Source organism: Ilumatobacter nonamiensis YM16-303, from assembly GCF_000350145.1.
In the GTDB taxonomy this organism is placed as follows: domain Bacteria; phylum Actinomycetota; class Acidimicrobiia; order Acidimicrobiales; family Ilumatobacteraceae; genus Ilumatobacter_A; species Ilumatobacter_A nonamiensis.
On the sequence record NZ_BAOL01000163.1, the window covers coordinates 19,786 to 34,714 of the forward strand.

The 14,929-nt window shown below is 66.7% G+C and carries 14 protein-coding genes; 12 read left to right on the plus strand and 2 right to left on the minus strand.

Features of this window, described 5'->3' with window-relative positions:
* The first annotated feature begins 37 nt into the window (after positions 1-37).
* Entirely contained in the window at positions 38-1,735 is a 1,698-nt protein-coding gene (gene arc, locus ON45_RS14425) for a proteasome ATPase (RefSeq protein WP_051063104.1), read from the plus strand.
* Here the strand turns inward: arc and ON45_RS14430 are convergent.
* Positions 1,723-2,910 carry an MFS transporter gene (locus ON45_RS14430; protein WP_040494697.1) on the minus strand — a complete coding sequence of 396 codons (1,188 nt, stop codon included), beginning with the start codon at positions 2,908-2,910 and terminating at the stop codon, positions 1,723-1,725. The genes arc and ON45_RS14430 overlap by 13 nt on opposite strands.
* Before the next feature lie 50 nt (positions 2,911-2,960).
* On the opposite strand from ON45_RS14430, the gene ON45_RS14435 reads away from it, so the two are divergent.
* The 7 genes from ON45_RS14435 (at position 2,961) to lepB (ending at position 9,643) form a co-directional block, all read left to right on the plus strand.
* On the plus strand, positions 2,961-4,172 hold the full coding sequence (locus tag ON45_RS14435; protein WP_040494698.1) for a saccharopine dehydrogenase family protein: 1,212 nt from the start codon (positions 2,961-2,963) through the stop codon (positions 4,170-4,172).
* Between the two features lie 200 nt (positions 4,173-4,372).
* The gene (gene dop, locus ON45_RS14440) at positions 4,373-5,887 is read left to right on the plus strand and encodes a depupylase/deamidase Dop (protein WP_040494699.1); all 1,515 of its coding nucleotides are present in this window, start codon (positions 4,373-4,375) and stop codon (positions 5,885-5,887) included.
* Positions 5,888-5,895: 8 nt separating this feature from the next.
* Positions 5,896-6,093 carry a ubiquitin-like protein Pup gene (locus ON45_RS14445; protein ID WP_040494700.1) on the plus strand — a complete coding sequence of 66 codons (198 nt, stop codon included), beginning with the start codon at positions 5,896-5,898 and terminating at the stop codon, positions 6,091-6,093.
* Positions 6,094-6,102: 9 nt separating this feature from the next.
* The gene (gene prcB / locus ON45_RS14450; RefSeq protein ID WP_241432213.1) at positions 6,103-6,900 is read left to right on the plus strand and encodes a proteasome subunit beta; all 798 of its coding nucleotides are present in this window, start codon (positions 6,103-6,105) and stop codon (positions 6,898-6,900) included.
* On the plus strand, positions 6,897-7,580 hold the full coding sequence (prcA, locus tag ON45_RS14455) for a proteasome subunit alpha (RefSeq protein WP_040494702.1): 684 nt from the start codon (positions 6,897-6,899) through the stop codon (positions 7,578-7,580). Before prcB ends, prcA begins: the two co-directional genes overlap by 4 nt.
* Before the next feature lie 50 nt (positions 7,581-7,630).
* Complete coding sequence (gene pafA, locus ON45_RS14460; RefSeq protein WP_040494703.1) at positions 7,631-8,989, plus strand: Pup--protein ligase; 1,359 nt, start codon at positions 7,631-7,633, stop codon at positions 8,987-8,989.
* 45 nt (positions 8,990-9,034) lie between these two features.
* Entirely contained in the window at positions 9,035-9,643 is a 609-nt protein-coding gene (gene lepB / locus ON45_RS14465; protein ID WP_051063105.1) for a signal peptidase I, read from the plus strand.
* A 7-nt stretch (positions 9,644-9,650) separates the two neighbouring features.
* On the opposite strand, the gene ON45_RS14470 is transcribed toward lepB, so the two are convergent.
* The gene (locus ON45_RS14470) at positions 9,651-10,376 is read right to left on the minus strand and encodes a glycerophosphodiester phosphodiesterase (protein WP_083915015.1); all 726 of its coding nucleotides are present in this window, start codon (positions 10,374-10,376) and stop codon (positions 9,651-9,653) included.
* A gap of 35 nt (positions 10,377-10,411) precedes the next feature.
* Here ON45_RS14470 and ON45_RS14475 point away from each other — a divergent pair, with 35 nt between their 5' ends.
* The 4 genes from ON45_RS14475 to ON45_RS14490 are packed head-to-tail and all read left to right on the plus strand — an operon-like array spanning position 10,412 to position 14,878.
* Entirely contained in the window at positions 10,412-10,834 is a 423-nt protein-coding gene (locus ON45_RS14475; protein WP_040494705.1) for a Sec-independent protein translocase subunit TatA/TatB, read from the plus strand.
* Positions 10,831-11,610: a twin-arginine translocase subunit TatC gene (gene tatC, locus ON45_RS14480; protein ID WP_040494706.1), complete on the plus strand. Its 780-nt coding sequence runs from the start codon at positions 10,831-10,833 to the stop codon at positions 11,608-11,610. Before ON45_RS14475 ends, tatC begins: the two co-directional genes overlap by 4 nt.
* Before the next feature lie 8 nt (positions 11,611-11,618).
* The gene (locus tag ON45_RS14485; RefSeq protein WP_051063106.1) at positions 11,619-14,273 is read left to right on the plus strand and encodes a DEAD/DEAH box helicase; all 2,655 of its coding nucleotides are present in this window, start codon (positions 11,619-11,621) and stop codon (positions 14,271-14,273) included.
* Positions 14,270-14,878 (plus strand): diacylglycerol kinase family protein, encoded by a 609-nt coding sequence (locus tag ON45_RS14490; protein ID WP_040494707.1) that lies wholly within the window; start codon positions 14,270-14,272, stop codon positions 14,876-14,878. The genes ON45_RS14485 and ON45_RS14490 overlap by 4 nt, the downstream gene beginning before the upstream one ends.
* The last annotated feature ends 51 nt before the right edge of the window (positions 14,879-14,929 follow it).

A 14,929-nucleotide genomic window follows, 5' to 3' on the forward strand; every position in this document is an offset into this window, starting at 1 on the left:
CAAACATGATCACCTGTCGCCGGTGTACCTTGAGGCGATGGCGACCGATGCAGAACTCACGCAACAGGTCGAGGCGCTGACCGAGGAGATCGACCATCTGCGCGCGCGTCTCGCCGACGCACCGCGTCGGGTCCGGTCCCTCGAGGAGCGGCTGCTGGAGACCAAGGGCCAACTCGCGAAGGCGGTGGCGCAGAACGAGAAGCTGTCGTACACGCTGCGCGAGTCCCGTGAGCACATCTCGACGCTGCGCGACGAGGTCGACAAGCTCAGTCAGCCACCGTCCGCCTATGGCGTGGTGGTCGGCAAGAACGACGACCACACCGTCGACGTCTTGACCTCGGGTCGGAAGATGCGCGTCACGCTGCATCCCGACATCGATCACGAGTTGCTCGATCGCGGTGCCGAGGTCGTCCTGAACGAGAGCCTCAACGTCGTGCTGGCGCGCAACCCCGACGTCACCGGCGAGGTCGTCACCGTGCGGCAGGTGATGGAGGACGGTGTGCGTGCCCTGGTGGTCGGGCGCGCCGACGAGGAACGGGTCTGCGAGCTCGCCGACTCACTGCGCGGCACGATCATCCGCACCGGCGACCACCTCCGTCTCGACGTGCGCTCGAACCTGCTGCTCGAGAAACTCGCCCGTCCCGAGGTCGAGGACCTGCTGCTCGAGGAGGTGCCCGACATCTCCTACACCGACATCGGCGGACTCGACGACCAGATCGAGATGATCGCCGACGCGGTGGAGTTGCCGTTCCTGCACCAGGACCTGTTCGCCGAGCACCGTCTCCCGGCGCCGAAGGGAATCCTGCTCTACGGCCCACCCGGCTGCGGCAAGACACTGATCGCGAAGGCCGTCGCGAACAGTTTGGCCAACAAGGTCGCCGAGAAGGTCGGTGAAGGCAAGGGTCGGAGCTACTTCATCAACATCAAGGGTCCCGAACTGTTGAACAAGTACGTCGGCGAGACCGAACGGCAGATCCGTCTCGTCTTCCAGCGAGCCCGGGAGAAGAGTGACGAAGGCTGGCCGGTCATCGTGTTCTTCGACGAGATGGACTCGATGTTCCGCACCCGCGGCTCGGGCATCAGCTCCGACATGGAGTCGACGATCGTTCCGCAGTTGCTCGCCGAGATCGACGGCGTCGAAGGCCTCACGAACGTGATCGTGATCGGCGCGACGAACCGCGAAGACCTGATCGACCCCGCGATCCTGCGTCCTGGTCGACTCGATGTGAAGATCAAGATCGAACGCCCGAACGAGGCCGCTGCCTCGTCGATCTTCGCGAACTACCTGAGCGACGAGATCCCGATCGGAGAGGGCTACGACGTCGCCGACATGATCGACCAGACCGTCGCGGAGATGTACCGCGACGACGAGGCGAACCGGTTCCTCGAGGTCACGTATCAGAACGGTGACAAGGAGGTCCTCTACTACAAGGACTTCGCATCGGGAGCGATGATCGAGAACATCGTGCGACGGGCGAAGAAGTTGGCGATCAAGCGGGTGATCGGCGGGGGAGCGCGCGGCGTGATCACGCAGGACCTGCTCGACTCGATCAAGCAGGAATACAAGGAACACGAGGACCTGCCGAACACCACGAACCCCGACGACTGGGCGAAGATCTCCGGAAAGAAGGGCGAGCGGATCGTCTTCATCCGCACCCTCGTGTCCGAGCACGCCGACGAGGACGTCGCCGGCGGCAAGGCGATCGAGCGGGTCGCGACCGGTCAGTACCTGTAGGCAGGCGTCGGCTCGGGCTGCTCGAGGCGGCGCATCGCCCACGTTCCGAGCAGCGGGCCCGGAGCGAGCATCGCGAACGCCCACCCCCAGCCGAACGCACTCTGCACGACGGGAACCAGGAAGATCGTGAACACGGTCAGGATGAATCCGGCGGCCAGCTGCAGCGTCAGCGCCGTGCCGACGAACCGTTGGTCGCAGGTCTCCGAGACGATCGCCGAGAACTGTGCGCTGTCGGCGATCACCCAGAAGCCCCACACGATGCCCGCGGTCAACGGAACGATGGGGGGCACGTCGACCAGGAATCCGGTCACCAGCGCCGCCGCCGCGGACCACTTCATCGCGAGAGCCGCCGCTCGGGGACGCGAGCGGCGATCGCTCATCAGGCCGGCGTACACCGATCCCGCCGCACCCACGCCGATGGCGAGAAATGCGGCGAAGCTCGCGACGCGAGTCGACGAGAAGACATCGCCGTAGAACGCCGCGATCCACGCCCACATCGCATACAGCTCCCATTGGTGACCGAAGTAGCCGGCGCTGGCGAGTCGGAACTCGCGGTTGCGGACGATCGCCGCCAGCTGTCCGGGATCGAACGCTGCAGACGGGCGAGCGTGTGGACCCGGTCGGCAGGCCCGATCGGCGATCGTTCCCCCGACGAGGGTGACCACCGATGCGGCGATCAGCGTCGCCTGCCAGGACAGCCCGCCCAGCGCATTGATGAGGTGGGGGAGCGCCGAGCCGACGGTGAGCGCTCCGATCATCACCCCCATCGCGAGACCCCGGGATCGAACGAACCACGCCGCGATCGCCTTCAGGGCCGGCGGGTACACGAGAGCGAGGAAACCTCCCGTGACGAAGCGCAGTGCGACGGCGCCCGGATACGCGTCGGCGACGACCACGAGCGCGTTCGCTGCCGCCGCGCCGATCGACCCGATCAGGATCAGGCGGAGCGGGGTGACCCGGTCCGCGAGGTTGGTCGACGAGGACACGACCGCCCCGACGACGAACCCGAGTTGAACCGCGATCGTCAGCCAGCTGGCCTGGCTGTCGGACAGGTCCCAGGCGACGCGCAGTTGTCCGAGTACGGCGGCCGTCGAGAACCATGTCGACATCGCGAAGACCAGCGCCAACGCCAAGGTCGTGAGTTCGCGGTGCTCGGGCGCGAGCCGTTGACGCATGGGCAGGTCAGCCCACCCATGTCCCCGGATATTCCGGGTACGGTCTTTTCATGCCACGCAGCGCCCGCACCCACGACGTCGTCCTGTTCGGAGCCACCAGTTTCGTCGGTCAGATCCTCACGCAATACATGGTCCGCCGCCATGGAAGCGACGGCGATGTCTCGTGGGCGATTGCCGGTCGGAACGGTGAGAAGCTGGCTGAGGTCGCCGCGAACACCGGCGCCGCGGTCGATCGCATCGTGGTCGATGCCGACGACGCCGCCGGTCTCGCCGAGATGTGTGCGCACACCAACTGCGTCATCTCGACCGTCGGACCGTATGCGCTCTACGGCTCGAAGCTGGTCGCCGCGGTGGCGGAAGCCGGGATCGACTACGTCGACCTCACGGGCGAACCGCACTGGATGCAGCGCATGATCGATCGGTATCAGGACCGAGCGGTCGAAACCGGTGCTCGCATCGTCCATTCATGCGGATTCGACTCCGTCCCGTCCGACATGGGCGTGTGGTTCGTGCAGCGGGAAGCCCAGGAGCGCTTCGGCGAACCGTGTTCGTCGATCAGCATGGCGGTCAAGGCGGCGAAGGGTGGCGCGAGCGGCGGCACGATCGCCTCGATGATGAACATGATGGAGGAGGCGTCCGCCGATCCCAGCCTGCGCGAGATCCTCGCGAACCCGTATGCGTTGGCGGAGACCGGTGACCGTTCGGGTGTCGATCAGCCGAACGTCACGCTGCCCGTGTACGACGACGGACACGAGTCGTGGTTGGCACCCTTCGTGATGGCCGCCACGAACACTCGCGTCGTCTTCCGCACCCACTCGCTGCTCGGACATCCGTGGGGCGATGACTTCACCTACGGCGAAGCGATGATGACCGGCGACGGCTGGTCCGGGCGGGCGAAGGCGATGGCGACGAGTGCCGCCTTGGCCTCGGCGATGGGTGCGGTCGCGTTCGGCCCGATCCGTTCGGTCATGGGCAAGGTGTTGCCCGAACCGGGCGAGGGACCGTCGCCCGAGAAGCAGGAGGCCGGCTTCTTCGACATCCGCTTCCACGGGACGACCGCGTCGGGAGACGAGCTCACCGCCACGGTCACCGGTGACCGCGATCCCGGGTACGCCTCCACGGCCAAGATGCTGGCCGAGGCCGCCACCACCCTCGCCGACAGCGACGCCGCAGGAGGCTTCTGGACCCCGGCCACGGCGCTCGGCGACGCCTACATCGATGCCCTCGTCGAACACTCCGGCCTCACCTTCGACATCACCTGAGCGTCGTCACCGCACCTCGCGCCCGACCGTTCCACCCGAATCCTCCGTTCTCGTCGCGGATCAACCCGCCGACCGGGGCGAATCGCGACGAGATGCCTGGGGTGGCGTGGGATGCGGCGGGGAATCGCGCGCGAAGGCGGGGCGGGGTGATCCGTGCGATGCGCCTCGGGTGGGACGAGTCGGGGGAGTAGCGTTCGGGTATGGCACTGGCGAAGGTCTGCGGGATCGAGACCGAGTACGGAATCGTCGTGCGCGGGGGCGACAACAACCCGGTCTCCGCGTCGTCACTGCTGATCAACGCGTACCTCGCGGCGGTGGCCGGCGATCGGGATCAGGCCGCGCCCCAGCGCGTCGACTGGGACTTCGACGACGAGCAGCCGACCAACGACGCCCGTGGGTACTCGCTCGACCCGGCGCTCGCACCCGAGGTCGAAACGACACTCGTGAACGCGGTGCTCACCAACGGCGCCCGCTTCTACGTCGACCACGCCCACCCCGAGATCTCCTCGCCCGAGGTTCGTGACGCCCGCGAAGCCGTCGTGTGGGACCGAGCTGCCGACGAGATCGTGCGTCGCGCGATGACCGCCGCGCGCTCGATGCTGCCCGACGCCGCCGAGATCATCGTCCACAAGAACAACTCCGACGGCAAGGGCAACAGCTACGGCTGCCACGAGAACTACCTCCTGGCCCGGGAGCTCCCGTTCGGTCGCTTGACGCGCCAGATCACGCCGCACTTCGTGACGCGTCAGGTGTTCGCCGGCGCCGGCAAGGTCGGCTGCGAACTCCCGGGACGACCGCACGACGACATCGGCTACCAGCTGAGCCAGCGGGCCGACTTCTTCGAGGAGGAGGTCGGTCTCGAAACGACGCTGAAGCGCCCGATCGTGAACACCCGCGACGAACCCCACGCCGATGCCCAGAAGTATCGCCGACTGCACGTGATCGTCGGCGATGCGAACATGAGCGAGGTCGCCACCTACCTCAAGGTCGGTACCACGGCGATCGTGCTCGCCATGATCGAGGACGACGAGTTGGGAGATGATCTGACGCTCGCCCACCCGGTTCCCGCAATGCGCCAGGTCAGTCACGACCCCAGCCTGCGCCAGACCGTGCAGTTGGCGAACGGGCAACGCGCGACGGCACTCGAGATCCAGTGGGATCTGTTCGAGCGGGCGCGGAAGTACGAGCAGGTCCACGGCCTCGAGTCGGTCGGCATCGGCGTCGGAGCCGACGTGCTCGATCGCTGGGAATCGGTATTGAGCGGTCTCGAGAGCGACCCCGACTCGGTGGCCGACCGCGTCGACTGGGTGGCCAAGCGCCGACTCGTCCGGGGCATCCAGGAGCGGCACGGCCTCGAACCGGCGTCGCCCAGGCTCAAGGCGATCGACCTGCAGTACCACGACCTGCGGCCCGAACGGTGCCTCGCCACCCGCGTCGGGATGCAGACGATGGTCGGCGACGACGAAGCCCGCAGAGCGATGGTGGAGCCGCCATCGTCCACACGGGCGTACTTCCGCGGGCGCTGTCTCGCGAAGTTCGCCGACGACATCGTGGCGGCGAACTGGGACTCGCTCGTCTTCGACATCGGTCGGGATCCGCTGCGTCGGGTGCCGATGATGGAACCGCTGCGCGGGACCGCCGACCACGTTGGTACGTTGATCGACCAAAGCGAGACGGCTCGGGTCCTGCTCGACCGTCTCGGAGAATCGAACTGAGGGAGCCCATGGCAGAGCGTCAGCAGAAGTCGAAACCGACCACGAGTCGAGACAGCGAAACCGTCGAGGAATCCGCGCCGCCCGTGACCGAGAGCGGCGAGAAGCTGAAGGCCGAACTCGATGACCTCCTCGACGAGATCGACGGCGTCCTCGAGACCAACGCCGAGGACTTCGTGAAGTCGTACGTCCAGAAGGGCGGAGAGTGAACGGTGGCGATGCCGTTCTTCGCTCCAGGTGACGATCCCGGGGCCAACTTTCCCGACCTGCTCCGCCGCATCGGTCACGGAAGCGCCGTACCCGCCGGCACGCTCGACGCAACAGCGCTCGGCGTTCCGCACGCCACGACCTGCGTCGCGCTGCGATACGACGGCGGTGTCGTCATGGCGGGAGACCGGCGGGCCACCTCCGGCAACCTGATCTCGCACCGAACGATGGAGAAGGTGGTCCAGGCGGACCGCCACAGCGGCGTGGCCATCGCCGGGTCGGCTGGTCCTGCGATGGAGATGGTCCGGTTGTTCCAGCTGCAGCTCGAGCACTACGAGAAGGTCGAGGGCTCGGCGCTCAGCCTGGAGGGCAAGGCGAACCAACTCTCCGCGATGGTCCGCAGCAATCTGCAGGCCGCGATGATGGGCCTCGTCGTCGTACCGATCTTCGCCGGGTACGACCTGCTCCGGTCGACGGGCCGGCTCTGGGACTTCGATGCCACCGGCGGCCGCTACGAAGAACGCGACTACGTGGCCACCGGTTCCGGAAGCCTGCACGCAGGAACCGTCGTGAAGGTCGGTTTCCGCAGCGACATCGGCCGTGACGATGCACTCGATCTGGCGGCACGGGCGCTGTGGGAGGCGGCCGATGCCGACTCCGCGACCGGCGGACCGGATGCGTTGCGCGGCATCTATCCGGTGGTGGCGACGATCGACGAGGACGGCTGGAACCGCATCGGCGACGATGAACTCGCCGAGCGCTACGCCCGGATCATCGCCGAGGTCGACGGAAGGAACGAAACGCAATGAGCATGCCGTTCTACGTCGCCCCCGAGCAGATGATGAAGGACCGTGCCGACTACGCGCGGAAGGGCATCGCTCGCGGCCGAGCGCTGGTCGCGATGCGCTACACGGACGGGGTCGCGATCGTCGCGGAGAACGCCTCCGAGACGCTCCGCAAGGTCAGCGAGATCTACGACCGCATCGCCTTCGCCGGCGTCGGCAAGTACAACGAGTTCGACCAACTGCGCGTCGCCGGAATTCGTGCGGCCGACCTCAAGGGGTTCCAGTACTCGCGCGACGACGTCGACGCCCGCAGCCTGGCGAACAGCTACGCCCAGATGCTCGGCAACATCTTCACCCACGAGATGAAGCCGATGGAGGTCGAGATCCTCGTCGCCGAGGTCGGCCTCGACGGCGCCGGCGATCAGATGTTCCACATCCTGTACGACGGGACGGTCGTCGACGAGCGGAACTACGCGGCGATCGGCGGCGACGCCGAGACGATCCGCGAGCGTCTCCAGGAGCAGTGGTCGGACTCGATGGATCTGGCTTCGGCCGTCCGCACGGGTGTGTCGGTCCTCGGCGGGGCGGATCGTGAGATCCCGTCGGGCGACCTCGAGGTCGCGACGCTTTCGCGTGGCAATGGGCGGCGCTGCTTCCAGCGGGTTCCCGGCAGCGAGGTCGACGACCTGCTCGCCGGCTCCTGAGCGTGAGTCCTGACCGGGCACCCGACGTGGGGCTGGGTTAGGTTGCGGCGGTGGAGCGACGGATCTACGGGCTCGAGAACGAGTACGGCGTCACCTGCACCCTGCGCGGTCAACGACGGCTGAGCCCTGACGAAGTCGCGCGCTACCTGTTCCGGCGGGTCGTGTCGTGGGGGCGGAGCTCGAATGTGTTCCTGCAGAACGGAGCACGCCTCTACCTCGATGTCGGCTCCCATCCCGAGTACGCCACGCCGGAGTGTGACTCGATCTACGACGTGGTCGTCCACGACAAGGCGGGGGAGCGGATCCTGGAGGAACTCGTCGAGTCCGCCGAAGAACGCCTCGCCGAGGAGTCGATCCGCGGGACCATCTACCTGTTCAAGAACAACACCGACTCGGCGGGCAACTCGTACGGCTGCCACGAGAACTACATGACCCGTCGCGACGACGACCTGGGAACCTACGCCGAGGTCTTGATTCCGTTCTTCGTCAGCCGGCAGATCTACACCGGTGCCGGCAAGGTGCTGCAGACGGCGCGTGGCGCGAGCTACTCGATCGCCCAGCGCGCCGAACACATCTGGGAGGGCGTGTCGTCGGCGACCACGCGGAGTCGGCCGATCATCAACACGCGCGACGAGCCGCACGCCGATGCCGAGCGCTACCGACGACTGCACGTGATCGTCGGCGATTCGAACATGAGCGAGTACACCTCGTTCGTCAAGGTGGGAGCCGCAGCGTGCATGTTGCGAATGCTCGAGGATCCGCAGGTCGTGTTGCGGGACATGACCCTCGAGAACCCGATCCGCGCGATCCGCGAGATCAGCCACGACATCACGTGCCGGCGCACGGTGCGCCTCGCAAACGGGCGAGAGGTCAGTGCGCTCGACATCCAGCGTGAGTATCTGGACCGGGCGCTGCGTTACGCCGACTCGCAAGGCTTCCCGCCGATGGAACAGCGGGCGCTGGAGATGTGGCAGCACTGCATCGAGACGATCGAGAACGACCCACTGAAACTCGACCGTGAAGTCGACTGGGTCATCAAGTACAAGCTCCTCGAAGCCTTCCGCGAGCGTCACGGCTTGGCGCTCGGCGACCCGCGGGTGCAGTTGCTCGATCTGCAGTACCACGACGTCAGCCGCCAACGCAGCCCGTTCTACAAGCTGCAGGACCGGGGCATGATCGAGCGGATCTGCACCGACGACGACATCGTGACCGCCATCGAGACGCCGCCACAGACCACCCGGGCTCGACTGCGCGGCGAGTTCGTCAAGCGGGCCAAGGAACGCAAGCGTGACTACACCGTCGACTGGGTGCACCTGAAGCTGAACGACCAGGCGCAGCGCACCGTCCTGTGCAAGGACCCGTTGAAGAGTCGTGACGAACGTGTCGAACGGCTGATCGAAACCCTCTGAGAGCGGCGATCGGCTGGCGAGGGGACCGGGTACCGTAGTGGTTTCGTGAGTTCCGCTTCCGACATCGACGTCCCCGACGACATCGACTTCGACGACGACAACGATCCGGGGCCTCGGGCGCGGGCGTTCTTCGACTGGATCGTCGTCATCGTCGTCGCGCTGACCGTTGCATTTCTCGTACGCGGGTTCGTCCTGGCGCACTTCATCGTCGAAGGGTCGTCGATGGACTCGACGCTCGAAACCGGCGACCGGGTGTTCGTCAACAAGTTGTCGTACCGACTTCACGACCCGAATCGGGGCGATGTCGTCGTGCTCCACCAGATCGACGGTGCTTCCGAGCGGGACCTGATCAAGCGCGTCATCGCCTTGCCGGGTGAGTCGATCGAGATGACCAACTGCGAAGTACGCATCACCGACGACGATTCGGGGACCTCGCGGGTGCTGTCCGAGCCGTATCTCGACCCGGAGGTCATCGCTCCCGGCTGTGGTGGAGACTTCGACGCGGTGTCCGTCCCCGACGATCACGTCTTCGTGATGGGTGACAATCGCAGCGGATCGCAGGACAGCCGTGCCCTCGGTCCGATCTCCGAGGATGATCTCGTCGGTCGGGCGTTCGTGGTGTTCTGGCCCCGGTCGAACTGGACCTGGCTGTAGCAGCCCGTCAGGGCGTGCCGACCTCGCGGGTCATCACGTCCATCATCCTGTCGGTGTGGTCGCTGTAGATCGCATCGACGCCCATGCGGACGGCCGTCTCGAGCTGGTGCTCGAACTGCAGATCCCAACTGAACGCCAGCAGGTCGAAGCGGTGGAACAGAACCACGAGACCGCCGTTCCAGTCCGTGTGGTGCATGTTCATCACCTCGATCCCCGCCTCGGCGAGTCGCGCGGCGTGGAGCTCCGGACCCGCAGTGAGCTTCGCGAGCCGGGTGGAATGGACCAGCCGGAAATCGGCGAGGCCGGACCGTTGCTGCGTCAGTCGATCGAAGTCCGGATCACACAGCCAGGTCCTCCCGGCGACGTCATCTCCCTGGCTCCGGACGACCTCGGCGACACTCGCATAGGCGTCTGGCGACTTGATGTCGAGCGAGAGGTGGTACTCCGCTCCGCACGTCTCGTACAGTCCGCGCAGGCTCGGGATGTGCCCGGGAAGGTCCACCGCATCGATGCGTGCGATCGGAATCCGCCGCACCCCCCGCCGAACGACACCGTCGTGGTCGAGCACGGCGACGCCGTCGGCGGTCACCCAGACGTCACTCTCGAGCCCCGTCGCGCCGAGCCGTAGCGCCAGCTCAAAGGCCTCGAGGGTGTTCTCCGGAGCGTGCACGCGAGCGCCCCGATGGGCGAATGCGACGGGGGGATCGAGGCGGGAGGGGAGGCGTTGTTGCATTCCAGATCATGATGTCATGGTCGTAGACTCGACCCGTGTTCAATCTGCAGGGCAGCGAGATCATCTTCATCTTGCTGCTCGCTCTCGTGGTGCTCGGCCCGGAGAAGCTTCCCGGTGCGATCAAACGTGCGACGCAGACCTACAACGAACTGCGCAAGATGTCGAGCGGCTTCCAGAACGAGTTCAAATCGGCGATCGATGAGCCGATGCGCGAAATGCGCGCCACTGCCGATCTCATCAAGGACCAGGCCGACCCCAAACGGGTCGCAGAAGAAGCCGAACGGGCCGCAGCCGCTGCGGCCGCAGCCGACCGCGCCGACGAGAAACTGGCCGCCGAGGCAGCGGCCGAACGGACGCTCGATGCGGATTCCGTCGCAGATCCCGACCGGTCCGTCGAGCCGCGTCCGGCCGATCCGTTCGATGACCCGACCGAGGATCCGTACGAGGAGAGCGCATGACCGCGACGGCCTCCCCGCCGTCGGACACGATGACGCTCACCGAGCACCTGGCGGAATTGCGCACCCGGATCATTCGATCTGCACTCGCAGTCGTCATCGGGGCGGTGCTGATCATCGCGTTCTACGAGCCCGTGCTGACGTTCCTCGCACAGCCGTACAACGACCTCTGCGACTCGAAACCGACCTCGTTCTGTCCGCCCGCCGACCAGCGGCTGAACGCGTTCAGCCCCACGGAGGGCTTCGCCGCTCGCATGCGCATCGGAATGTACGGGGGCATCATCGTCGCGCTTCCGGTGATCCTGTGGCAGGTCTGGCGATTCGTGGTTCCCGCGTTGGAGGCGAAGGAGAAGAAGTACGCCATCCCCTTCGTCGTGTCGTCGGTCGTGTTGTTCGGTGCCGGCGCCACGATGGCCTACATCACGGTCGGGCGTGCACTCGAGTTCCTCATCTCGTGGTCGGGCGAGAGCGTCAACCAGGTGTTCGGCATCGAGAAGTACATCAGCCTCGTCGGTCTGATGATCTTCGCGTTCGGCGTGGGGTTCCTGCTCCCCGTCCTGCTCGTGTTCCTCCAGCTCGTGAAGGTGGTGTCGCCGCGAGCGCTGCTCGGCGGATGGCGCTACGCAATCGTCGGCGTGTTCGTGCTGGCCGCCGTGATCACGCCGTCGGGCGACCCGGTGACCCTGATGATGCTCGCCGTCCCGATGATCGCGCTGTACTTCGTCGCCGTCCTGATCGGCTACCTCGTCGGACGTCGGCGAGCGAGCGCGAACGCCTGAGCTGAGCGATGACCGTCCGGCCTGACCGCAGCGATCTGATCGCGACCCTGCCCTTCGCACCCGACCGCTTCCAGGTCGACGCGTTCGACGCCCTCGATGCGGGTCGACACGTCGTCGTGGCCGCACCGACCGGGAGCGGCAAGACCGTCGTCGCCGAGTACGGCATCGCCGCCGACCGCATCGATGGTCGTCGATCGTTCTACACCGCGCCGATCAAGGCCCTCTCGAATCAGAAGTACCGCGACCTCGTCGAGATCCACGGCGAGGACGCCGTCGGTCTGCTGACCGGCGACAACTCGATCAACGGCGATGCGCCGATCGTCGTGATGACGACCGAGGTCCTCCGCAACATGATCTACGCCGGACGCGACCTGAGCGCGCTGGGCACGGTGGTCGTCGACGAAGTCCACTTCCTCCAGGACACGTACCGCGGTCCCGTGTGGGAGGAGGTGATCATCCACCTGCCACAGCATGTCCGGTTGATCGCCCTGTCGGCCACGGTGAGCAACGTCGCCGAACTCGCCGACTGGATCGGCACGGTCCGCGGCCCGACCGAATCGGTCGTCGAACGCCAGCGTCCGGTCGAACTGTCGAACAAGTACCTCGTCGCCGACCGGGACGAGAACCGATTGCACCTGCTCGAGATGTTCGTCGGCGGTGGGATCAACCGTGACGCATTGCGCCTCGACGAGTCTGCGGCGCGGCGCCGCCCGCGTCGCGACGAACGTCGAGGCCGGGATCGCCGCGGAGCGCCGGGAGGCGGGCGACGACTGGCCACACCCGGACGCATCGAGACCGTGGAGTTGCTCGACGAGCGGGGACTCCTGCCGGCGATCTTCTTCATCTTCAGTCGTGCCCAGTGCGACGAGGCCGCCAAGACGTGCCTCGACGCCGGGATCGTGCTCTCCTCGGATGCCGAACGAGCGCAGGTCCGGGCGATCGTCGAGGAACGGTTGGCGGGGCTCGATCCCGACGATCTCGACGTGCTCGGGTACGACCGATTCGTCCGACAGCTCGAAGCCGGTCTCGCCGCGCACCACGCCGGGATGGTGCCGGCGATGAAGGAAGTGGTCGAAGCGTGCTTCATCGCCGGGTTGGTGAAGGTCGTCTTCGCGACCGAGACACTCGCGGTGGGGATCAACATGCCGGCGCGTTCGGTGGTCATCGAGAAGTTGACCAAGTTCACCGGTGACCACCACGAGCAGCTGACGCCCGGTCAGTACACCCAGCTCACCGGTCGCGCCGGCCGACGTGGTCTCGACGAGACCGGCGATGCGATCGTGATGTGGACGCCGTGGGTGCGTTTCGACGAAGCCGCACAGCTGGCGTCGAGTTCGTCATTCCACCTTCGTTCGGTGTTCCGCCCCACCTACAACATGGCCGCCAACCTCATCCGCACGCACACCGCTCCGGAAGCACACCGTCTGTTGAACCTGTCGTTCGCCCAGTTCCAGGCGGACCGGGACGTGGTGCAGATCGAAGCGCGACTCGAACGGAAGCGGGCCACCCTCGCCGAGAAACTCGCGGAGGCCGAGAGCCCGTACGGCGACATCGACGAATACCGCAATCTGCGGCGCAGCGAGTCCGACAATCGCCAAGCGCGTCGTCAGGCATCGGCGGGGCAGATGCGTGGCGCGATGGCCAAGCTCAAACCCGGGGCCATCATCCGCGTCTCGAAGGGGGAGTTCCGCGGCCCGGTGGCCGTGGTCGCGATCGCACATCGTCGTTCAGGGGTCCGCCTCACGGTGATCACGAAGAGCGAGGAGGTCATGCAGATCGACGGTGACGACCTCGTCGATCTGCCCGAGCCCGTCGGTTCGATCAAGCTTCCGCCGAACTTCGGCCCCCAGCGGAAGGGTTACCGGCGTGACGTCGGAAAGCGTCTGCGTACGGCCAAGATCGGATCCGACAAGCGCCAGCAGCGCAACGACCGCGGCGCGGACCGCCAGATCCGCTCCGACGAACTCGATGTCGCCCGCGACCCTGATCTGCGCCGGCGGGTCGAGGCCGCCGGTCGAGCCGAACGACTCGTCCAGGAGATCGACCGACTCCAGTCGCGCGTTTCCGACAAGAACCAGTCGCTCGGTCAGGAGTTCGACCGCGTGCTCACCCTGCTCGATCGCTACGGGTATGCCGACGTCGATGCGTGGGAGTTGACGAGCGACGGGGACATGCTGGCCGGGATCTTCCACGAGTGTGACCTGCTCGTCGCCGAGATGCTGCGCGCCGATCTCCTCCACGACCTGTCATCGGCCGACCTCGCCGCGATCGTGTCCTGCGTGGTCTACGAACATCGCAGTCCGGAGCCGCCGCCGGCACCGTGGTTCTCGTCGAAGGACGTGCGGACGCGTTGGAACCGTCTCGACGCGCTCAGCGCCGACCTGCGCGGACAGGAGCGCTCCGTCGGTCTCGGCGAGCACCGTGAGCCCGACCCGACGTTCGCCGCGATCGCTCACGCCTGGGTGGCAGGGGAGGGCTTCGCCGAGATCGTCGACGAGGAGGAACTCACCGGCGGCGACTTCGTGCGCACGATGAAGCAACTGATCGACCTCCTGCGCCAGGTCGCCACGGTCGCGCCCGAACGCTCGGTCCGCGAGGCCGCGTCGGCGGCGGTCGACGGTGCCCGGCGAGGTGTCGTCCTCGACGGGTCCGCTCCCGGATGACGATCTCGAAGGGGACCACGTGGGGGTCCGCGGTCCCACGGCCGGCGGATCTGCGAGTCGCCGCCGACGACGTGCAACTGGCCGAGTGGTTGAACGACGCCACGCAGCGTCCGACGGCGGTCGCATCGGGCGACCTGTGGCGCACGATCGGGGGCACGTCGACGGACGGCCGCGAGGAACTCAACGAACTGCCGCTCGACCTGCTCGAAGTGAATCTCGACGGCACCGTCGTGCATGCGGTCGCTCACGTCGTCGCCCATCTGCCGTGGTGGCGCGGCAGCTGGCTGCGGGGGCCGGTCGTCGCGGTGATGAACGCAGAGTTCGTGGGCGAGCACGACGTCGCTCCACGGGGCCATCCGAACGACGGACGAGCCGAGGTCCTCCAGATCGACGGTTCGATGTCGGCGCGTCAACGCCTCGCCGTGCGCCGTCGGCTCCGCAACGCCAGCCACCTCCCGCACCCGCAGATCACGACCCGGTCGGTCCGCCACGTCGAGTTCCCGGCGCTGTCCGGCCTGCGAGTGGCCGTCGACGGCCGAGATCGCGGGTCGGTCAGCACGTTGACGGTCCGGGTCCGACCCGACGCCGCCGTCCTCTACGCATGACCCCGTTCTCGTGATCTCCTCCAGCGCTCCGTGCGCGAACTGTTCACGAGA

What these genes read in the sequence shown, in the direction of transcription:
- ON45_RS14430 (WP_040494697.1), bottom strand. Translation starts at nt 2,910, where the DNA reads ATGCGTCAACGGCTCGCGCCCGAGCACCGCGAACTCACGACCTTGGCG.
- dop (WP_040494699.1), top strand. Translation starts at nt 4,373, where the DNA reads ATGGCACTGGCGAAGGTCTGCGGGATCGAGACCGAGTACGGAATCGTC.
- prcB (WP_241432213.1), top strand. Translation starts at nt 6,103, where the DNA reads ATGCCGTTCTTCGCTCCAGGTGACGATCCCGGGGCCAACTTTCCCGAC.
- tatC (WP_040494706.1), top strand. Translation starts at nt 10,831, where the DNA reads ATGACCGCGACGGCCTCCCCGCCGTCGGACACGATGACGCTCACCGAG.
- ON45_RS14470 (WP_083915015.1), bottom strand. Translation starts at nt 10,376, where the DNA reads ATGCAACAACGCCTCCCCTCCCGCCTCGATCCCCCCGTCGCATTCGCC.
- prcA (WP_040494702.1), top strand. Translation starts at nt 6,897, where the DNA reads ATGAGCATGCCGTTCTACGTCGCCCCCGAGCAGATGATGAAGGACCGT.
- ON45_RS14490 (WP_040494707.1), top strand. Translation starts at nt 14,270, where the DNA reads ATGACGATCTCGAAGGGGACCACGTGGGGGTCCGCGGTCCCACGGCCG.
- ON45_RS14485 (WP_051063106.1), top strand. Translation starts at nt 11,619, where the DNA reads ATGACCGTCCGGCCTGACCGCAGCGATCTGATCGCGACCCTGCCCTTC.
- ON45_RS14445 (WP_040494700.1), top strand. Translation starts at nt 5,896, where the DNA reads ATGGCAGAGCGTCAGCAGAAGTCGAAACCGACCACGAGTCGAGACAGC.
- ON45_RS14435 (WP_040494698.1), top strand. Translation starts at nt 2,961, where the DNA reads ATGCCACGCAGCGCCCGCACCCACGACGTCGTCCTGTTCGGAGCCACC.
- arc (WP_051063104.1), top strand. Translation starts at nt 38, where the DNA reads ATGGCGACCGATGCAGAACTCACGCAACAGGTCGAGGCGCTGACCGAG.